Origin of the sequence: Sphingopyxis granuli NBRC 100800 (assembly GCF_001591045.1) — a bacterium.
Taxonomy (GTDB): Bacteria; Pseudomonadota; Alphaproteobacteria; order Sphingomonadales; family Sphingomonadaceae; genus Sphingopyxis; species Sphingopyxis granuli.
Genome location: NZ_BCUA01000081.1, coordinates 1 through 18,285, shown reverse-complemented (window position 1 = coordinate 18,285; position 18,285 = coordinate 1). Strand labels below are relative to the sequence as shown.

Annotated in this window: 18 protein-coding genes; 10 read left to right on the top strand and 8 right to left on the bottom strand. The window is 68.2% G+C overall.

The features are described from left to right. Positions 1 to 233: 233 nt before the first annotated feature. Positions 234 to 647, bottom strand: a complete 414-nt coding sequence (locus SGR02S_RS15725) for a ribose-phosphate pyrophosphokinase (RefSeq protein WP_067111956.1) — start codon at positions 645 to 647, stop codon at positions 234 to 236. Positions 648 to 794: 147 nt separating this feature from the next. Between SGR02S_RS15725 and SGR02S_RS15720 the strand changes: the two genes are divergently transcribed. The 4 genes from SGR02S_RS15720 (at position 795) to SGR02S_RS15705 (ending at position 7,419) form a co-directional block, all read left to right on the top strand. Next, a complete protein-coding gene (locus SGR02S_RS15720) occupies positions 795 to 2,207 on the top strand; it encodes a M20/M25/M40 family metallo-hydrolase (protein WP_067111953.1) in 1,413 nt (470 codons plus the stop codon). 87 nt (positions 2,208 to 2,294) lie between these two features. Further along, on the top strand, positions 2,295 to 3,296 hold the full coding sequence (locus tag SGR02S_RS15715) for a pyridoxamine 5'-phosphate oxidase family protein (protein WP_067111951.1): 1,002 nt from the start codon (positions 2,295 to 2,297) through the stop codon (positions 3,294 to 3,296). Positions 3,297 to 3,352: 56 nt separating this feature from the next. Then, positions 3,353 to 5,653, top strand: a complete 2,301-nt coding sequence (gene parC, locus SGR02S_RS15710) for a DNA topoisomerase IV subunit A (RefSeq protein ID WP_067111948.1) — start codon at positions 3,353 to 3,355, stop codon at positions 5,651 to 5,653. Positions 5,654 to 5,742: 89 nt separating this feature from the next. Next, a complete protein-coding gene (locus SGR02S_RS15705; RefSeq protein ID WP_255211500.1) occupies positions 5,743 to 7,419 on the top strand; it encodes a putative bifunctional diguanylate cyclase/phosphodiesterase in 1,677 nt (558 codons plus the stop codon). Here the strand turns inward: SGR02S_RS15705 and SGR02S_RS15700 are convergent. From SGR02S_RS15700 to SGR02S_RS15685, 4 genes are all read right to left on the bottom strand, one after another. Beyond that, the gene (locus tag SGR02S_RS15700) at positions 7,383 to 8,594 is read right to left on the bottom strand and encodes a CCA tRNA nucleotidyltransferase (RefSeq protein ID WP_067111945.1); all 1,212 of its coding nucleotides are present in this window, start codon (positions 8,592 to 8,594) and stop codon (positions 7,383 to 7,385) included. The two genes, SGR02S_RS15705 and SGR02S_RS15700, sit on opposite strands and share 37 nt — an antisense overlap. After that, positions 8,591 to 9,181, bottom strand: coding sequence for a CoA pyrophosphatase (locus SGR02S_RS15695; protein ID WP_067111942.1), 591 nt, complete (start codon positions 9,179 to 9,181; stop codon positions 8,591 to 8,593). Before SGR02S_RS15695 ends, SGR02S_RS15700 begins: the two co-directional genes overlap by 4 nt. After that, the gene (locus tag SGR02S_RS15690) at positions 9,181 to 9,792 is read right to left on the bottom strand and encodes a DUF1285 domain-containing protein (protein WP_067111939.1); all 612 of its coding nucleotides are present in this window, start codon (positions 9,790 to 9,792) and stop codon (positions 9,181 to 9,183) included. The genes SGR02S_RS15695 and SGR02S_RS15690 overlap by 1 nt, the downstream gene beginning before the upstream one ends. Positions 9,793 to 9,956: 164 nt before the next feature. Beyond that, complete coding sequence (locus tag SGR02S_RS15685) at positions 9,957 to 10,460, bottom strand: GNAT family N-acetyltransferase (protein WP_067111934.1); 504 nt, start codon at positions 10,458 to 10,460, stop codon at positions 9,957 to 9,959. An 89-nt stretch (positions 10,461 to 10,549) separates the two neighbouring features. On the opposite strand from SGR02S_RS15685, the gene SGR02S_RS15680 reads away from it, so the two are divergent. Both SGR02S_RS15680 and SGR02S_RS15675 read left to right on the top strand, forming a co-directional pair. Continuing rightward, positions 10,550 to 10,921 carry a dihydroneopterin aldolase gene (locus tag SGR02S_RS15680; protein WP_067111965.1) on the top strand — a complete coding sequence of 124 codons (372 nt, stop codon included), beginning with the start codon at positions 10,550 to 10,552 and terminating at the stop codon, positions 10,919 to 10,921. Further along, positions 10,918 to 11,685 (top strand): SDR family oxidoreductase, encoded by a 768-nt coding sequence (locus SGR02S_RS15675; RefSeq protein WP_067111931.1) that lies wholly within the window; start codon positions 10,918 to 10,920, stop codon positions 11,683 to 11,685. The genes SGR02S_RS15680 and SGR02S_RS15675 overlap by 4 nt, the downstream gene beginning before the upstream one ends. A gap of 33 nt (positions 11,686 to 11,718) precedes the next feature. On the opposite strand, the gene SGR02S_RS15670 is transcribed toward SGR02S_RS15675, so the two are convergent. Then, positions 11,719 to 13,161 (bottom strand): NAD-dependent succinate-semialdehyde dehydrogenase, encoded by a 1,443-nt coding sequence (locus SGR02S_RS15670; RefSeq protein ID WP_067111928.1) that lies wholly within the window; start codon positions 13,159 to 13,161, stop codon positions 11,719 to 11,721. A gap of 160 nt (positions 13,162 to 13,321) precedes the next feature. Continuing rightward, positions 13,322 to 13,921 carry a TIGR02466 family protein gene (locus SGR02S_RS15665; protein WP_067111962.1) on the bottom strand — a complete coding sequence of 200 codons (600 nt, stop codon included), beginning with the start codon at positions 13,919 to 13,921 and terminating at the stop codon, positions 13,322 to 13,324. 46 nt (positions 13,922 to 13,967) lie between these two features. Here SGR02S_RS15665 and SGR02S_RS15660 point away from each other — a divergent pair, with 46 nt between their 5' ends. Both SGR02S_RS15660 and SGR02S_RS15655 read left to right on the top strand, forming a co-directional pair. Continuing rightward, positions 13,968 to 14,900, top strand: a complete 933-nt coding sequence (locus tag SGR02S_RS15660) for an SMP-30/gluconolactonase/LRE family protein (protein ID WP_067111926.1) — start codon at positions 13,968 to 13,970, stop codon at positions 14,898 to 14,900. Positions 14,901 to 14,917: 17 nt separating this feature from the next. Then, on the top strand, positions 14,918 to 15,601 hold the full coding sequence (locus SGR02S_RS15655; protein ID WP_419964901.1) for a VIT1/CCC1 transporter family protein: 684 nt from the start codon (positions 14,918 to 14,920) through the stop codon (positions 15,599 to 15,601). 170 nt (positions 15,602 to 15,771) lie between these two features. On the opposite strand, the gene SGR02S_RS15650 is transcribed toward SGR02S_RS15655, so the two are convergent. Continuing rightward, a complete protein-coding gene (locus SGR02S_RS15650) occupies positions 15,772 to 16,155 on the bottom strand; it encodes a DUF488 domain-containing protein (protein ID WP_067111922.1) in 384 nt (127 codons plus the stop codon). 53 nt (positions 16,156 to 16,208) lie between these two features. Here SGR02S_RS15650 and SGR02S_RS15645 point away from each other — a divergent pair, with 53 nt between their 5' ends. Next, positions 16,209 to 17,312, top strand: coding sequence for a DUF2855 family protein (locus SGR02S_RS15645; protein ID WP_067111920.1), 1,104 nt, complete (start codon positions 16,209 to 16,211; stop codon positions 17,310 to 17,312). A 231-nt stretch (positions 17,313 to 17,543) separates the two neighbouring features. After that, positions 17,544 to 18,194 (top strand): HAD-IA family hydrolase, encoded by a 651-nt coding sequence (locus tag SGR02S_RS15640; RefSeq protein WP_067111959.1) that lies wholly within the window; start codon positions 17,544 to 17,546, stop codon positions 18,192 to 18,194. The last annotated feature ends 91 nt before the right edge of the window (positions 18,195 to 18,285 follow it).

Genomic DNA, 18,285 nt, shown 5'->3' with positions numbered 1-18,285 from the left:
TCACCTGTCGAAAAGGGATAATTGCCAAAACAAGTTCAGGGTGACGAGAAAAGAAATATCGCGCTTCGGCTGATACCCGGCATTCTACGAAATTCGCGCAGAGGCGCAAAGATCGCAGAGGCGCGCGCGCTTCATCTCTGCGATCCTTGCGCCTCTGCGCGAAATCCAATGCAAGGCCGTCGCCCCCGCGCAAGCGGGTGGCGATGGTTCCTATCGGTCGAAACTGGCCGTTCTCACCGCCCCGCCCAATAATCGAACACGTCCTGCTGCTGCTCCTTGATGAAGCGCGCCGCCGCGGCGCCCTCCCACGGACCGTCATAGCCCAGGAGCAGCGCGGTGCCGCCAACCCACCAGCCCTGCCCTGGCAGGCCGTCGCTTTCGCGTACCACCAGCACCGCGAGGTCGGGCTCGCCGTCGAGCGCGCACAGCCGGTCGACCTCGGCCAATGTCCGGCACACCGCACGCATCTTGGGCCGGGTGAAGCGGAAGCCTAGTTCGCCGAGCAGCTCCGAATAGCTGACGGGGCGTCCCTCGCGCGCTGCGGCGGTCAGGATCGCGCGGATGCGCGGCGCATCGCCGAGCGCGCTCGCATCCGCCGGGACGACCGCATCGCCCAATCCCTCGTCGCGCTTGCTCCCGGCGGCCATGCCGTGCCTACTCCCTTTCGCATCGCGGTTTCCCGCGATCTCTGCCGCTGCGAAATGGGCGAAAGGGGAACGACGCGCAAGTCAAAGCAAAGCGGCTTGCGGTGGTCCGGCCTTTCTGCTCCCTTTCCGGCAACAGGGAGATACGCCATGAAATGTCCGACCGCACTGCTGACCTTGCCGTTGCTGTTCGCCGCGCCCGCGATGGCGGCAGACGCGCAACCGCGCCCCGACCAGCTCGCCTTTCGCGACATCTACAAGGAACTTGTCGAAACCGACACGACGCTGTCGGCGGGAAGCTGCACCCTTGCCGCCGAGCGTATGGCGGCGCGGCTGACGGCGGCCGGATTCGCCGACAGCCAGCTCACCCTCTTCGCGGACCCCGCGCATCCGAAGGAGGGCGGCCTCGTCGCCGTCTATCCCGGCACCTCGAAGACGGCGAAGCCGATCCTGCTGATCGCACATATCGACGTGGTCGAGGCGAAGCGCGCCGACTGGGAGCGCGACCCGTTCCGGATGGTCGAGGAGGACGGCTATTTCTACGGCCGCGGCACCGCCGACGACAAGGCGCAGGCGGCGGTATGGGTCGACACGCTGATCCGGTTCCGGAAGGAAAATTACAAGCCGAAGCGCACGGTGAAAGTGGCGCTGACCTGCGGCGAGGAGACCAACGGCGCATTCAACGGCGCCGAATGGCTCGCCGCGAACCGGCGCGACCTGATCGACGCCGAATTCGCGCTCAACGAAGGCGGCGGCGGCGACAGCGACGGCAAGGGAAAGGTGATCGGCCAGTCGGTGCAGGTCGGCGAAAAGACCTTCGCCAATTTCCGCCTCGAAACCCGCAACCCCGGCGGCCACAGCTCGGCGCCGGTGCCCGACAATGCGATCTATCAGCTCGCCGCGGCGCTGACGAAGATCGGGCAATATGAATTTCCGCTCGAGATGACCGACACGACGCGCCGCTTCTTTGCGGAGGCCGGCGCGGCGCGCGGAGACGAGACGGGCCGGGCGATGGCCGCGCTGGCGAAGGACCCCACGGACAAGGCGGCGGAAGCGATCGTCAACGCAGATCGTTTCCTCCATTCGAACCTGCGCACGACCTGCGTCGCGACATTGCTCGACGGCGGCCACGCTCCCAACGCGCTGCCGCAACGCGCGGGGGCGAACGTCAACTGCCGCATCTTCCCCGGCCACCCGATCGAGGAGATCAAGGCCGAACTCGAACGCGTGATCGGAGACCCCGGCGTTACCGTGACGCAGTTGCCGCCCAAGCGCCCCGCGCCGCCCGCGCCGCCGCTCGATCCTAGGGTGATCGGCCCGATGCAGACGCTGGTCGACAAATATTGGCCGGGGCTGAAGGTCATTCCGGCGATGGCGAACGGCTATACCGACGCGACCTTCCTCGGCGCCGTCGGCATCCCGACCTATGGCATCCCCGGCATGTGGGGCGACCCCGACGGCAATGGCGCGCACGGGCTCAATGAGCGTATGGAGGTGCGGTCGGTCTACGTCGGACGCGACTATATGTTCGACCTCGTCAAGGCCTATGCCGACAAACCCTGACGACAGGGGCGCGACGGCGGCCTGACAATCGCATATTGCGAGTCATTCGCAAGTGTGACATGTTCCTCGCCGGAAGAGGACACAGGCATGGCCAGGATCGACAGCATCGCGGCGATCGAGGCGGCGGTGGGCAAGGCATCGTCCGCCATCGACCTCAAGGTCATCGACCATGTCGATGCCACCGCGCAGCGCTGGCTCGCGGCTTCGCCGCTGATGTTCGCCGGCCTCGGCGACGGCGGCGGCGTGACGCTCACGCTGGGCGGCGGGGCGGCTGGATTCGCGCGAAGCGACGGGGCGATGCTGGCGGTGCCGCTCGACCGGATCGACGACCCCGCGGCCATCAGGGCCGGCGCCGGTTTCGGCTCGCTGTTCCTGCTTCCCGGCATCGGCGAAACGCTGCGCATCAACGGCCGCGTCGTCGCGGTGGCGGACGGCGAGGCGCGGATCGCGGTCGAGGAATGCTATGTCCATTGCGCCAAGGCGCTGATCCGTTCGGCCTTCTGGCACCCCGATCCGCCTGGGCAGGCGATCGACGACGCGGGCGCTTTCGCCGCCGCGAGCCGCTTCATGGCGCTGGCGACGGTCGATGCCGACGGACATGCGGACCTCAGCCCCAAGGGCGATCCGGCGGGGGCGCTCGCGCACCTCGACGGGGATGCGCTGTGGTTCGCGGACCGGCCGGGGAACCGGCGGACCGACAGCTTCCGCAACATCATCGCGCAGCCGCGCATCGCCGCGGCGCTGCTGCTCCCCGGTTCGCACCGGATCGTGCGGATCGCCGGCACCGCCACGCTGACCACCGACGAGGCCGCGCGCGAACGCTTCGCGGTGCAGGACAAGGTGCCGCGGCTCGCGGTGCGGATCGACGACCTGCGCGTCACGCTGGGCGAAAGCGCCGCCCTCGCCCGCGCCCCGCTGTGGCCGGGCGCGCCGCCGCCCGCCGACATCCGTCCCGCGAAGATGTTCGTCGAGCATATCCGGCTCAACCGCGCCAGAGGGCTGGGCGCACGGATCGCGAGCGCCGTCACCTCGATCCCCGGCCTGATGCAGAAGGGGCTCGACAAGGATTATCACGACAACCTCTATTGATCGTCCCGCGATAGCCCTTTGCCATGTGCCGTGCGGCTTGCTATCGGCCGCGGGTAATGGCGACAACCGACGACGACCTTCCTCCCTCGGCCCCCGGCGACAGCATTGATACCCCGTTCGACAGCGCGCTGTCCGAACGCTATCTCGTCTATGCGCTGTCGACGATCACCGCGCGCTCGCTGCCCGACCTGCGCGACGGGCTGAAGCCCGTCCACCGCCGCCTGCTGTGGGCGATGCGCGCGATGCGGCTGGACCCGTCGCAAGGTTACAAGAAATCGGCGCGCGTCGTCGGCGACGTCATCGGCAAGTTCCACCCGCACGGCGACACCGCGGTCTATGACGCGATGGTCCGCCTCGCGCAGGATTTCTCGCTGCGCTATCCGCTCGTCGACGGCCAGGGCAATTTCGGCAACATCGACGGCGATAACGCCGCCGCCTACCGCTATACCGAGGCGCGGCTGACGCGCGTCGCGATCGACCTGATGCAGGGTCTCGACGAAGGCACCGTCGATTTCCGCCCGACCTATAACGGCGAGGACGAAGAGCCGGAGATCATGCCGGGCCTCTTCCCCAACCTGCTCGCCAACGGCGCGAGCGGGATCGCGGTCGGCATGGCGACAAACATCCCGCCGCACAACGCCGCCGAGGTGATCGACGCCGCGCTGCTGCTGATCGACAATCCGCGGGCCGAACTCGCCGAGCTGCTCGCCCATGTGAAGGGGCCCGACTTCCCGACCGGCGGCATCATCGTCGACAGCGCGGAAACCATCGCCCACGCCTACCAGACCGGCCGCGGCGGTTTCCGCGTCCGCGCGCGCTTCTCGACCGGCAAGGATGCCGATGGGCGCTGGGAGGAAAGCGGGATCGAGAAGCAGGCGGGCGGCACGTGGCAGCTCGTCATCAGCGAGATTCCCTATGGCGTCGCCAAGGGCAAGCTGATCGAGCAGATCGCGCAGCTGATCGCCGACAAGAAGCTGCCGATCCTCGAGGACGTGCGCGACGAGAGCGCCGAGGACATCCGCATCGTGCTGGTGCCCAAGAGCCGCAACGTCGACCCGGAGATACTGAAGGAAAGCCTGTTCCGGCTGACCGAGCTCGAAAGCCGCTTCGCGCTCAACCTCAACGTCCTCGACGCGACGCGGACGCCCAAGGTCATGGGGCTGCACCAGCTTCTGACCGAATGGCTGCAACACCAGATCGTCGTCCTCGTCCGCCGCGCCAAGCATCGCATCGGCAAGATCGACGACCGGCTCGAACTGGTCGGCGGCTATCTGATCGCCTTCCTCAACCTCGACCGGATCATCGAGATCATCCGCACAGAGGACGAGCCCAAGCCGGTGATGATGGCCGAATTCCAGCTGACCGACCGGCAGGCCGAGGCGATCCTCAACATGCGGCTGCGCAGCTTGCGCAAGCTGGAGGAGATGGAACTCAAGCGCGAGCAGGCGGACCTGACCGCCGAGCGCGAGGAACTGGTGAAGCTGGTCGAAAGCCCGGCGCGCCAGCGCACGCGGCTGAAACGCGACCTCGCCACGCTGCGCGCCGTCTATGGCCCCGACACCGCGCTCGGCGCGCGCCGTACGACGCTGTCCGAAGCGGCGCCGGCGCGCGACATTCCGCTCGACGCGATGATCGAAAAGGAACCGGTGACCGTCATCCTCTCGAAGCGGGGATGGATCCGCGCCCAGCGCGGCCATGTCGCGGAAGGCCAGTGGGGCGACTTCAAGTTCAAGGAAGGCGACGAGCTCGCCTTCGCGGCGCACGCGCAGACAACCGACAAGCTGCTCGTCGCGGCGAGCGACGGGCGTTTCTATACCATCGGCGCCGACAAGCTGCCCGGCGGGCGCGGCTTCGGCGAACCGTTGCGGCTGATCGTCGACATCGACCCCGACGCGCATATCGTCGCGCTGATCCCGGCGCAGGCCGACGGACGCCTGCTGCTCGCTTCGACGAGCGGCCATGGCTTCGTCGTCCAGATGGGCGACGTGATCGCCGAGACGCGCAAAGGGCGCAACGTCGTCAACCTCAAGCCCAAGGCGCAGCTTGCGGTCGTCCGCCCGATCGGCGCCGGCGACGACAGCATCGCCGTGGTCGGCGAGAACCGCAAGCTCGTCGTCTTTCCGATCGCCGAGGTGCCGGTGATGGGCCGCGGCCAGGGCGTGATGCTGCAACGCTATCGCGACGGCGGGCTGTCCGACGCGACGACCTTCGTCTTTGCCGAGGGGCTGAGCTGGACGATGGGCGGCGACAGCGGCCGCACCCGCACCGAAACCGACGTCGCGCCGTGGCGCGTCGCGCGCGGCGCGGCCGGCCGGATGCCCCCCACGGGCTTCCCACGTAACAATCGTTTCGCCTGATTGTAATTTCCTGTTGCCGTAAATAGCTTCTTTACTCCCCATCCGATAGGCTTCGGACAATGGGGAAAGGTCGCATCAAACCCTTTATCATGCCTATTGATCGAACCGGCGACGACCGGCCCTCTTTGTTTGTCGGCTGGATCGACGCGCTGCCGGTTCCGGCAGCGCTGATCCGTCCGCTCGACCGCGGCAATTTTCGCCTGCACGCCAGCAACGCGGCATTCGACCGACTCGACCTGTCGTCCACCGGCGCGAGCACGCCGGTCGAGTTGCGCCGTGCCGTCGAACAGGCGGCCGAAGGATATGGTGCCCAGGAATTTTCCTGTCGGCTGGGCGAAGGCGTGGCGGCGCGCGACCTGCGCGGCTCGATCGGCCCGCTGACCGACGAGACCGGCGATACGTCGCTTTATCTGCTGACGCTGATCGACCGGACGCAGGAAATGATGACCGAGCGCAACCTGCGCCGCGAACTCGTTTCCGACAGCCTGACCGGCCTGCCCAACCGCGCCGGGTTCGAGGAACTGGTCGAGCAGCGCATGACCAGCGACGGCAGGGCGCATCATGTCATCCTGCTGCTCGACCTCGCGCGGTTCAGCCGGATCAACGAGCATATCGGGCCGCTGGCCGGCGACGAGCTGATCATCACCGTCGCGCGGCGGCTGAAATCGAGCCTGCGCAGCGGCGACATATTGGCGCGCAGCGGCGGCGACGAGTTCGCGATCTCCTCGCGCCTGACGGGCGGCCGGTCCGACGTGCGCGAAATGGCGCGGCGCATCCGCGGCTGCTTCGACCATCCGTTCCGCATCGGCGACCTGAAGGTCAGCGTCGATTGCGCGCTGGGCTGCGCGATCCAGGCGGCGACCGACACCGATGTCGCCGACCAGATCCGCCAGGCCCAGATCGCCCTGAAGCGCGCCAAGCAGACCGACCGCATCGAAATCTACGAACCCGAAGCGGCGATGCTGTCCGACAATCGCTTCGGGCTAGAGACCGAGCTGCGCAAGGCGATCGAGGAGGATCGGCTGCGCCTCGACTTCCAGCCGCTGGTCGAACTGGCGACAGGCAAGGTCGCGGGCTTCGAGGCGCTCGCACGCTGGAGCAACAGCGAGGGCGCGATCGTCCCGCCAGCAGAGTTCATTCCGATCGCCGAGGATTCGGGGTTGATCGTCCCGCTCGGCCAATGGGCGATCGGCAAGGCCTCCGCGGTGCTCGCCGAATGGGACGAGCGCAACGGCGGCAGGCCGGTCGATTGCTATTTTTCGGTCAACGTCTCGGCCATCCAGCTCGTCCGCGACGATGTCGCCGCGGTAGTCCGCGGCGCCCTCGCGGCAAACGGCATCGGCGGCGAGCGCCTGATGATCGAACTCACCGAAAGCGCGATCATCGGCGACCCCGACCTTGCGCTGTCGGTGCTGCGCGAGCTCAAGGCGCTGCATGCACGCGTCGCGATGGACGATTTCGGCACCGGCTATTCGAACCTCGCCTATCTCCAGCGACTACCGCTCGACGTACTCAAGATCGACCGCAGCTTCGTCGAGCATATGGTCGAAGACCGCGACAAGGTGGCGATCGTCCGCACGATCCAGAGCCTTGCCGAGGCCCTGCACATGAAGACCACCGCCGAGGGGGTCGAAACCCCGGACCAGGCGCGGCTGCTGTCGGCGCTGGGCTGCGATTTCGGCCAGGGCTTCCTGTTCGCGCGGCCGATGGAGGAAGATGCCGCCTTCGCCTATTGGCGCCGCTCGCTCGACCGCCCGATCTTCTGATCGACCAGCTCGGCAACGCGCGCCGGGCCGGGAAAATCCTCCGCGATCCAGTCGCCCTCGACCGCCTTCAGGATGCGCGCGACCTCCGGCCCCGCTGCGATGCCCCGCGCGACGATATCGCCGCCCTTCACCGGCAGCACCGGGTTCGTCCAGCCGGCCAGGCCGCGCACCGCCGCCACCGCCTGCGCCCGGTCGCCCGCGAGCAGGTGCACGTCGCGCGCCGCCTCGACCCCGATGCGATAGGCGAGTTGCCGCACCGGCTGGAGCGGCCCGCCGCGATGCGCGGCGAGCGCGGCCAGATGCTTGCGCTGCCGCGTCGACAGCCGCAGCCGGCTCGCCACCTGTTCGGCCACCGCGGGATCGGTGGGCAGCAGGGCCGCAAACCGGCGCAGCGCATCGGGCGCGGCGCCCACAGCGCCTTCGTTCGCCAGCAGGCGGTCGAGCGCCGCCTCCGCACCGGCATCGGCATCGGGCAGCAGCACCGCGAAAATGCCGTCCGCCGCCATCTGCCGCACGATCGGCCGCGGATCGGGCAGCGCCAATATCCGCGTCAGCTCGTCCGCGATCCGCTCGCGCGACAGGCTCTTCAGCGACTGGCGCGCCGCGACGACCGCGGCATGGCTCGCCGGATCGAGGTCGCCATGCCCGAAACGCGCCGCGAAACGATAGAAACGCAGGATGCGCAGGTGATCCTCGGCAATCCGCATCGCGGCGTCACCGATGAAGCGCACCCGCCCGGCCGCAAGGTCGGCGAGCCCGCCGAACCAGTCTTCGACGCCTCCCGTCACCGGATCGGCATAGAGCGCGTTGATCGTGAAATCGCGTCGCGCCGCATCCTCGCGCCAGTCGTCGGCGAAGGCGATCGTCGCGCGCCGCCCGTCGGTCTCCACGTCGCGGCGCAGCGTGGTGATTTCGTGCCGGTCGCCGCTCGCGATCGCCGTCACCGTGCCGTGCGCGATGCCGGTCGGGATCACCTTGATGTCGGCCGCCTCCAGCCGCCGCGTCACCTCATGCGGCAGCAGAGGCGTCGCGAGGTCGATGTCGGTGACGGGGTGGCCGAGCAACGTGTCGCGCACCGCGCCGCCGACGATTTTCACCGCGTCGGCGCCCAGCGCCGCGACGATGCGCGCCAGCCCCTCGCGGCCGCGCCACTCCGCATCGGGAAGCACCGTCATCGGTGCCAGCCCGGCGGCAGGCGCAGCGCGAGGTTGACGATGATATCCGCGGTCACCCCCCAGATCCGCCGCCCCTGCCAGTGCATGTCGTAATAGCGGCGAAGCTGCCCCTGCCAATGCGCCTGCTGCCGTTCGTAATTGGCGGGGTCGAAGAGGACATCGAGCGGCACCTCGAACCACGCCTCGACCTCGTCGGGATTGGGGTCGAGCGGCAGGTCGGGCGGGATCACGCCGAGCACGGGCGTGATATGATAGCCGCTGCCCGACCGATAGGCGTCGGTGGTTCCCGCCACCATCACGTCGCGGCGATGCAGCCCGATCTCCTCCTCGGCCTCGCGCAGCGCGGCGTCGACGACGTCGCGGTCGCCGGGATCGACCTTGCCGCCCGGAAAGGCGACCTGCCCGGCATGGGCGCGCAGCCATTGCGGCCGCTGGGTCAGGATCACGCCGGGATCGGGCCGATCGGTGAAGGCGACCAGCACCGCCGCATCGCGCAGCGGGTCGCCGCGCTGGAGCAGATAGCCCTCGTCCTCGCCGGTATCGGGCAGCAGATTGTCGAGCGCATCGCGCAGCTTGTCGGAGAGCATCAGGGAGTCCCGCCCCCGTCCCCGGCCCCGCCGTCCACCAGCGGAAAACGGACGCCGTCAGACCAGATCGCGGGGTCGCCTTCCCCCTCGGCCAGCGCCATCCCGACGATCTCGTAATAGAGGGCGCGGTCGATCCGCGCTTCGAGCCCGTTGCCGATCGTTCCGCGCACGTGCAGGCGGGGATCGGGATGGTCGGGATCGCGGCCAAAGGTCAGCGGATGCTGCGGTCCCGCCATGACGAGGTCGTCCGTGTCGAGCCGAAAGACGAGCCTGCGCCCCTCCCCCGTGCCTTCACTCTTCATCTCGACCGCGCGGAAGGGGGTGTCCTCGACCGCGATGGCCAGCTTTTCGGCGGGGGTGACGAGGACGTGGCTTCCGTCGGGTTCGCGCCGCAGGATGGTGGAGAAAAGCTTCACCATCGCTGGCCGCCCGATCCGGCCGCCCTCGTGATACCAGCTTCCGTCGGCGCGAATCTCCATCGCGCTGTCGCCGCTGCGTTCGGGATGCCACTGTTCGACCGGCGGCAGCTTGCGCGCCGCGAGCAGGTCCGCCGCCTCGGCAAGCGAGAGCTGCGAGAAGGCCTTGGGAAGCGAAGGCGCGGGGCTGACCATATCCCCGACATAGGAGGATGGGCGATCGGTGCAACCCATGCCGTCGTCATTGCGAGCCCGGCATAGCCGGGCGCGGCAATCCAGAGCACCATAAACCATGGCAGCTTTGGCACGCTCTGGATTGCGTCGTCGCTACGCTCCTCGCAATGATGAATCAGGTCGACTCAGCGCGGCCCGATCATCCCCGCCGCGATGGGCAGGCCATGGCCGTTGACCGCCCGCGCCAGCAAGCGCCGCCGCTCGAACGGGCCAGGCAGGTCCCACGCCCCCGTCGCCTCCGCCGTGAAATCGAAGAAGCGGCCGTAATATTCGGGATCGCCGATCATCATCAGCGCGCTGTCGGCCTGGCTTTCGGCCGCCTCCAGCATGCGCGCCATCAGCGCACGGCCGTGCCCCCCGCGCTGGATGTCGGGGCGCACCGCGACGGGTCCGACCATGACCAGTGGCGTCGCGGTGCCGTCGGGCGCGCGGTGCGCGACCGGCCAGCACTGGATCGTGCCGACCAGTCTCTTGCCGTCGACCAGCGCGAAGCTGAGCGCTGGGACCGCGGCCATGCCCTCGCGGATGCGATAGGCGGTTCGTCCAAAGCGGTCCGCTCCGAAAGCGGCGTCGAGCAGATGCTCGACCGCCTGCGGTTCGATTTCGGACAAAGGAAGAAACTCGACCAACGCGCACCCTTTCGCTAATGCGGCGGCGCTTTAGGGTCCGGGGTCGGCATTGCAAAGCCGAATATCGGTCCGACGAACAGGAATTTCTTGTGACCGATCAATTGTGGCTCGAAGTCGACGGGCTGACCGTCCAGGTTCTGACCGGCATCTATTCGGAGGAGACGCACCTGCCGCAGCCGCTGCGCATATCGGTGCGCGCACGGCTGGGAATCGCCGATCATTACGAGCCGACGACACCGCTGAGTGCTTCCAAGAATTATATGCACCTGAAATTCGCGGCGACCGACGGCATTCCCAAGGACGTGCATTTCGTGCTGATCGAAAGCGTCGCCGACCATATCATCGACACGCTGTTCCTGCAGGACGAGCGCGTCGAGGAGGTCGAGGTCAAGATCGTCAAGCTGGCGATCGCCGAGGACGGCGAACAGATCGGCATCACCATGCGGCGGGCGCGACCGTGACGGACGCGCCGCTCGCCCTCGTCACCGGTGGGCTGCACCGGATCGGCGCGGCGATCGCGGCCCGGCTCGCACGCGAAGGCTATGCGCTCGCGATCCACAAGCGCAGCCCGGGACCGGCCGATCCGGCGCTGGCCGCGGCGATCGCCGAGACCGGCGCCGAATGCCGGCGCTTCCAGGCCGATCTCGCCGATCCGGGCGCGACCGAGTCGCTGGTGCCGGCGGTGATCGAAGCCTTCGGCCGGGCGCCGTCGCTGCTCGTCAACAACGCCTCGCTGTTCGCCGAGGGCGAGTGGGAGACGCTGACCGGCGCCGCGCTCGCAGAGGCGATGCAGGTCAATCACCATGCGCCCGTGATGCTGGCGCGCGCGGTCGTCGCCGCGCATGCGGGCCGCGCGCGTCCCACGATCGTCAACATCCTCGACCAGCGCATCGTCCATCCGGTGCCCGACCAGCTCGCCTACAGCCTGTCGAAGCAGGCGCTGTGGCAGGCGACGGCGACGCTGGCGGTCGCCTTCGGCGGCAAGGCGCGGGTCAATGCGGTTGCCCCCGGCCTGACCCTGCCGACCGAGGATTACAGCGATGCGCAGATGGAGCGCCTCGCAAGGCGGATGCCGCTGGGCGCGCTTCCGACGCCGGAAGAGATCGCCGACGCGGTGGCCTGGCTGGCGCGCGCCGGGTCGGTGACGGGACAGACGATCTTCGTCGACGGCGGCGCGCACCTCGCGCCGTTCGGGCGCGATTTCGTCAGGCTGGAGCGCGATTGAGACCCCTTACGACCTTGGATTGACCCGCTTCCGTCAACAGATATGCACCGCCTTGGTGACGAGATAGCCGTCGAGCCCCTCGGGCCCGCTCTCGCTGCCGAATCCCGATTGCTTGACGCCGCCGAACGGCAGATCGTGCGCGGAGATCACGAAGCTGTTGATCCCGACCATGCCGCTTTCGATGCCGTCGGCGACGCGATTGATGCGCCGGCCGTTCTCGGTGAAGGCGAAGGCGGCGAGGCCGTAGGGCAGGCGATTCGCCTGCTCGATCGCTTCCTCTTCGGTGTCGAACGGGCGCATCAGCGCCATTGGGCCGAAGGGCTCGTTCACCATCGCCTCGGCCTCGATCGGGACATCGGCGAGCGCGGTCGGCTGGAAGAAATAGCCCTCCCCCATCGCCTCACCGCCGGCGATCACGCGCGCGCCTTTGGCGGTCGCGTCGGCGATCATCGCCTGAAGCGCCAGGGCGCGGCGCGCGTTGGCGAGCGGCCCCATCTGCGTGTCGGGATCGAGCCCGTGGCCGACCCGCACCCGCTTCGTCCGCTCGGCAAAGCCGCGCACGAAGGCGTCGTAGATGCCCGCCTGCACATAGAAGCGCGTCGGCGAGACGCAGACCTGCCCCGCGTTGCGGAATTTCTGCGCCACCACCCGGTCGAGCGTCGTCTCCAGATCGCAATCGTCGAAGATCAGCACCGGCGCATGGCCGCCGAGTTCCATCGTGATCCGCTGCACATGGTCGGCGGCGAGCTTCATCAGATGCTTGCCGACCGCGGTCGACCCGGTGAAGCTGACCTTGCGGATCACCGGGCTGCCCAGCAGGTGACGGCTGATCATGTCGGGATTGCCGTAGACGAGTTGCGCGGCATCGCCGGGGATGCCCGCATCGGCGATGCAGCGCATCAGCGCGCCGGTGCAGCCCGGCGTCTCTTCGGGTGCCTTGGCGATCACGACGCAGCCCGCCGCGAGCGCCGGCGCGATCTTCTTCGCCATCAGGTTGACCGGGAAATTCCATGGGGAGAAAGCGGCGACGGGGCCGACCGGCTGCTTCAGCACCATCGCGCGTTCGCCCGCCGGGCGCTGGACGACGCGTCCCTCGATGCGCTTTCCCTGCTCGGCGAAATAGTCGAACAGCCCCGCCGCCGACAGCACCTCGCCGCGCGCCTGCGCGATCGGCTTGCCCTGTTCGAGCGTCAGCAGCGTCGCGATATGATCGACGCGTTCGCGAATCAGCTGCGCGGCCCTGTGCATCAGCGCGCCGCGCTCGTCGGGGGTCTTCGCCTGCCACGCCGGCCAGCCGCGCGCCGCGGCGGCGAGCGCTTCGTCGAGGTCGGCGGCGGTCGCCACCGGCAGCTCCGCGATCGTGCCCGCGGTCGCCGGGTCGACCACCGGCCGCGCATCGCGCCCCTCGCCGCCCCGCCATTCGCCCGCGATGAAGAGCTGGAGGTCGGCGGTGTAGTCGGCGCTGGTCGCGGTCATGGAAGGCAGTCCTTTCTTGCGAAATCTTCCATTTCCGTTCGCCTTTGACCGAAATCGCGGTGCTCATGGCGCGGCACGGGGTCGAGAGGCCTCTCGACTTCGCTCGACGCGAACGGGATGGGGAAGATGGTTCAGTAGGCGCCACCCATATAGGAACGGATCAGCGATAGTTGAAGCTGATACTAATCCGTTCGCTTTTCGCGGCATTCGCCACCACTTCGTGCCGCAGCCAGCTTTCCCACAGGAAAATGCGTCCCGGCGCCGGTTCGGCATAGATGAAGGGATGCAGATGTTCGGGCGCATCGTCGGTCCGCCCCGGCGCCGCCATCAGCATCGGCAGCCGCGGGTCCTCCAGCTTGAGCGCGCCGGACCCCGCCGGAACGGTGACGTAGAAGGTGCCCGACACGACGCTGTGCGGATGGATATGCCCGCTGTGCGTGCCGCCGGGCTTGAGCAGATTGACCCACAGGCTGTCGAGGCGCAGCGGCTTCGCGAGGTCGAAGTGGCAGGCGCGGGCGAACGCCTTCACCTCGCGGTCGAGCAGGCGCTTGAGATCGGCGAAGGCGGGGTCGCGCTGCGGCAGATCGTCGAGGCTCGCATAGCTGGTATAGCCGCGATAGCCGTGCGCGCGGCTCCAGCCGCGCCCCGCGCCGTCCTCTTCGGCGAGCAACCGGCAGCTTTGCTCCAGCTCCTCGAGCAGGTCGGGCGTCCCGATGTCGGCTTCATAGAAATGTGTGGCGAAGAGCGTGCGGACAGGCATTATGGGCGCAAAGCACAGCAGGACCACGAGAGCAAGGGAGAGAGGGATGGCCGAGTTCGAACTGATCGCCGACGGATTGCGCTTTCCGGAGGCGCCGGTGGTGATGGACGACGGCAGCGTGATCGTCACCGAGATCGAAGCGCGGCGGATCACCCGTTGCTGGCCCGGCGGCCGCAAGGAGGTGATCGCGGTCCCCGGCGGCGGCCCGAACGGTCTGGCGATCGGTCCCGACGGCAAGCTCTATTGCTGCAACAACGGCGGCTTCAACTATGTCGAAATGGACGGCTATCTGACCCCGCACGGCATCGCCGACGATTATTCGGGCGGCCGGATCGAGCGGATCGACATCGAAACCGGCGCGGTCGAGTTGCTGTACCGGACCGGCGATCACGGCGTCACGCTGCGCGGCCCCAACGACATCATGTTCGACGCAAGCCGGGAAAATGGGGGCGGCTTCTGGTTCACCGACCATGGCAAGGTCGATTATGCAAAGCGCTGCCACGACATCGTCGGCATCTTCTATGCCAAAGCCGACGGCAGCTTCATCGAAGAGGTGATCTTTCCGTCGAACAATCCCAACGGCGTCGGAATCTCGCCCGACGGGACGAAGCTCTATGCCGCCGAAACCTATACCTGCCGCCTGACCCAGTTCAACATCGTCGCCCCCGGCAAGGTCGCCCCCGACGCGGGACCGGGCGGCCCCGGCATCCCGCTCTATCGCCCCGCCGGCTATAAATTCTTCGACAGCCTGGCGATGGAGGCGAACGGCAACATCTGCGTCGCGACGATCGGCGAGTGCGGGATCAGCGTCGTGTCGCCCGAAGGCGAACTGGTCGAATTCGTCGCCACCGACGACATCTTCACCACCAATATCGCCTTTGGCGGCGCCGACATGCAGGACGCCTATCTGACCCTGTCGGGAACCGGGCGGCTGGTGAAGACGCGGTGGGCGCGGCCGGGGCTGAAGCTGCGCTATTGAACCGAAGGATGCCATCCATGCACCACGAGACGCATGCCGTCGGCCGCATCGGCTGGCTGCGCGCCGCGATTCTCGGCGCGAACGACGGCATCGTATCGACCGCCAGCCTGATCGCCGGGGTCGCGGCGGCGGGCACGACCCCGGCGACGATCCTGACCACCGGGGTCGCCGGGCTGGTCGCGGGCGCGATGTCGATGGCGGCGGGCGAATATGTCTCGGTCAGTTCGCAGCGCGACGCCGAACGGGCCGATATCGCGATCGAGACGCGCGAACTCGCGGCCAATCCCGACCATGAGCTGGAGGAACTGACGCAAATCTATCAGCACCGCGGTCTCGACCGCGCGCTTGCCGAAGCGGTCGCGGAGCAGTTGACCGCGCACAACGCGCTCGACAGCCATTTGCGCGACGAACTGGGACTGACCGAAGCGGCACAGGCGCGGCCGATCGAGGCGGCCGCCGCATCGGCCGCCAGCTTCGCGATCGGCGCCGCGCTGCCGCTGCTCGTCGTGCTGCTCGATTCGGGGTCGTCGCTGCCGTGGACCGTGTCGGGCGCGTCGCTGGCCTCCCTTGCGCTGCTCGGCGCGCTCGGGGCGCGGATCGGGCGAGCGCCAATGCGGCGGGCGGTGACGCGCGTGACCTTCTGGGGCGCCTGCGCAATGGCTCTGACCATCGCGATCGGATCGCTGTTCGGCGCGGGCTGATCTAGAGCGGCGAGCCATAAATCTGCACCGTTTGCCCTGAGCTTGTCGAAGGGCCGTCCTTTCTTTTGAGGCCGTAAGAAGAAGGACGGTGCTTCGACAAGCTCAGCACGAACGGACGAGAAGGCGTTTCAGATTTCATGCACGCCGCTCTAGGTCTGTGGCCTAAGGCCCTACCGCCGCTCCAGCCATTCGCGCAGCGCGACCGCGTTGTTGTGCGCTTCGTCCTTCGCCGCGAAGAGCAGGGTGACGGGGCCCTTCTTCGCCGCCGCGTCGATCTCCGCAAGCGCGGCCGCCACCTCGTCCCCGCCGGCATCGAGCGCGGCGAAATAGGCGTCGCGGAACGCATGCCACGCGGCATCCGATTGCGCGGCGGCGTGATGGAACCGCTCGCGCAGCGCGTCGCTCGGCGCCAGCGCCTTGAGCCACGCGGTCAGATCCGCCTTTTCCTTCGACACGCCGCGCGGCCAGAGCCGATCGACCAGAAAGCGCGCGCCGTCGCCGTCGTCGGGCGGTGCATAGATTCGCTTGACCGCGATTGTCTGTCCTGTCGGCATCTGCAAGAGTATCCGCCAAATCCGCACGGCAGGCAAGCAGAGGAGACGAAGCGATGAGCGACGGCTGGGCGATCGACATCGATCGCAGCGACATCACGCGGGCGAAGCTGGTCCCCGATCCCGCGGCGCCGCTGTCCCCGGGGCAGGTCCGCGTCCGCATCGACAGCTATGCGATGACCGCGAACAACATCACCTATGCGGTGTTCGGCCATCCATCGGGCCTGTTCGGAAACGACCAGGGCTATTGGGATTTCTTCGCCGAACGCGACCGGCCCGGCCGCTTGCCGGTGTGGGGTTTCGCGACCGTGGTCGAAAGCGCCGCCGACGGCGTCGCGGCCGGCGACCGCTTCTATGGCTATTACCCGATGGCGAGCCATGCCGTGCTGGCCGCCGGCGCCGTCGGCCCCGGGGGGTTCACCGACGTGACGCCGCGCCGCACCACCCTGCCCCCGGTCTACAATCATTATCAGCGGATCGAGGCTTTGGGCGATCACCGCGCCGAGCACCATGATTATTGGCCGGTGTTCCGGCCGCTGTTCCTGACCGGATGGCTGATCGCCGACCAGTTCGAGGACGAAGGCGATTATGGCGCCGCGCAGATATTGATCGCCAGCGCGTCGAGCAAGACCGCGCTCGGCCTCGGCTTCTCGCTGGCGCAGCGGCAGGGACCGCGCCCCGAAACGGTCGGGCTCACCAGCAAGGCGAATGTCGCCGATCTGTCCGCACAGGGCATCTACGACCGCGTGATCGCCTATGACGACATATTGACGCTGAACCCCGCGACGCCGTCGGCGCTGGTCGACATGGCGGGCAATGGCGCGGTGACGCGCGCGGTCCACAGTCATTTCGGCGACCGGCTGAAGGCTTCGATCATCGTCGGCAAGTCGCATTGGGACGCCGACGCGGGGCAATCCGCGCTGCCCGGCCCCGAACGGCAGGGTTTCTTCGCGCCCGGCCGCGTGCAGAAGCGCGTCGCCGACTGGGGCGGCGCGGCCTTTGCCGAGCGGATGGCCGGGGCGTGGCTGGGGTTCATGGCCATCGCGCCGCGCCTCGCCCGCATCGATCGCCGCGCCGGCGGCGAGGCGGCGCTCGACGCCTATCGCGAGATGCTGTCGGGCAAGGCCGATCCGAAGGCTGGGATTCTCGTCACCCCCTGACGCGGTTTGGCGATTATCGCGTTCCAGCAGGCGCGTTCCCCGGCGAAAGCCGGGATCCAGATGGCTTGGCGCTGCCCCGCGTGGACCCCGGCTTTCGCCGGGGAACAGCCCCGCTTGCCTGAAAGGGATTATGCCAAGCGCTGCCGCTGCCGTAGCGGCAGGTTGCGGACGCGCCGGAAGGGCGGCCAAATTCGCTTGCGTTCGGCCGCCGCCGCGCGGCATGGCGGCGCCATGTCCCGATACACGCATGTCATCTTCGACTTCGGCGGCGTCATCACCGCCTCCCCCTTCGAAGCCTTCAACCGGCTGGAGGACGAACGCGGTCTGCCGCGCGATTTCGTGCGCCGCGTCAACGCAGCCGATCCCGACGGCAACGCCTGGGCGAAGTTCGAGCGCGCCGAGATCGACGCCGCGACCTTCGACCGCCTTTTCGCCGAGGAGGCGAGCCGCTTCGGCCACGCGCTGGAGGGCGAAGCGGTGCTGGCCGTGCTCGCGGGCGCGGTGCGCCCGGCGATGGTCGCGGCGCTCGACACGCTGAAGGCAAGCGGCATCGCCATCGGCTGCATCACCAACAATGTGCCCAGCGGCCGGGGCGCGGGCATGGCGCGCAGCGAGGAAATGGCGCGCGAGGTGGCCGCGATCATGGCGCGTTTCGACCATGTGATCGAATCGAGCAAGGTCGGGGTGCGCAAACCCGACCCCCGCATCTATCGGATGATGTGCGAGGCGCTGGACGTCGCGCCGGCCGCGTGCGTCTACCTCGACGACCTCGGGATCAACTGCAAGCCCGCCGCCGGGCTCGGCATGCACGCAATCAAGGTGACGAGCGGCGAACAGGCGCTCGCCGACCTGTCGGCCGCACTGGGGATGGAACTGGCGTAGCGGCGGCCGCCAACCCCCAATGAAAGCCGTTGTGTCCCGTTCATTCGAGAGCGGGGCCCCTAGACTTTGATGACTTTGGATTGCCCCACTT

Excerpts from the sequence above, each read along its gene's own strand:
- parC (WP_067111948.1), top strand. The coding sequence starts at position 3,353 with ATGGCGACAACCGACGACGACCTTCCTCCCTCGGCCCCCGGCGACAGC.
- SGR02S_RS15645 (WP_067111920.1), top strand. The coding sequence starts at position 16,209 with ATGAGCGACGGCTGGGCGATCGACATCGATCGCAGCGACATCACGCGG.
- SGR02S_RS15690 (WP_067111939.1), bottom strand. The coding sequence starts at position 9,792 with ATGGTCAGCCCCGCGCCTTCGCTTCCCAAGGCCTTCTCGCAGCTCTCG.
- SGR02S_RS15700 (WP_067111945.1), bottom strand. The coding sequence starts at position 8,594 with ATGACGGTGCTTCCCGATGCGGAGTGGCGCGGCCGCGAGGGGCTGGCG.
- SGR02S_RS15725 (WP_067111956.1), bottom strand. The coding sequence starts at position 647 with ATGGCCGCCGGGAGCAAGCGCGACGAGGGATTGGGCGATGCGGTCGTC.
- SGR02S_RS15650 (WP_067111922.1), bottom strand. The coding sequence starts at position 16,155 with ATGCCGACAGGACAGACAATCGCGGTCAAGCGAATCTATGCACCGCCC.
- SGR02S_RS15705 (WP_255211500.1), top strand. The coding sequence starts at position 5,743 with ATGCCTATTGATCGAACCGGCGACGACCGGCCCTCTTTGTTTGTCGGC.
- SGR02S_RS15670 (WP_067111928.1), bottom strand. The coding sequence starts at position 13,161 with ATGACCGCGACCAGCGCCGACTACACCGCCGACCTCCAGCTCTTCATC.
- SGR02S_RS15665 (WP_067111962.1), bottom strand. The coding sequence starts at position 13,921 with ATGCCTGTCCGCACGCTCTTCGCCACACATTTCTATGAAGCCGACATC.
- SGR02S_RS15640 (WP_067111959.1), top strand. The coding sequence starts at position 17,544 with ATGTCCCGATACACGCATGTCATCTTCGACTTCGGCGGCGTCATCACC.
- SGR02S_RS15655 (WP_419964901.1), top strand. The coding sequence starts at position 14,918 with ATGCACCACGAGACGCATGCCGTCGGCCGCATCGGCTGGCTGCGCGCC.
- SGR02S_RS15720 (WP_067111953.1), top strand. The coding sequence starts at position 795 with ATGAAATGTCCGACCGCACTGCTGACCTTGCCGTTGCTGTTCGCCGCG.
- SGR02S_RS15660 (WP_067111926.1), top strand. The coding sequence starts at position 13,968 with ATGGCCGAGTTCGAACTGATCGCCGACGGATTGCGCTTTCCGGAGGCG.
- SGR02S_RS15695 (WP_067111942.1), bottom strand. The coding sequence starts at position 9,181 with ATGCTCTCCGACAAGCTGCGCGATGCGCTCGACAATCTGCTGCCCGAT.
- SGR02S_RS15715 (WP_067111951.1), top strand. The coding sequence starts at position 2,295 with ATGGCCAGGATCGACAGCATCGCGGCGATCGAGGCGGCGGTGGGCAAG.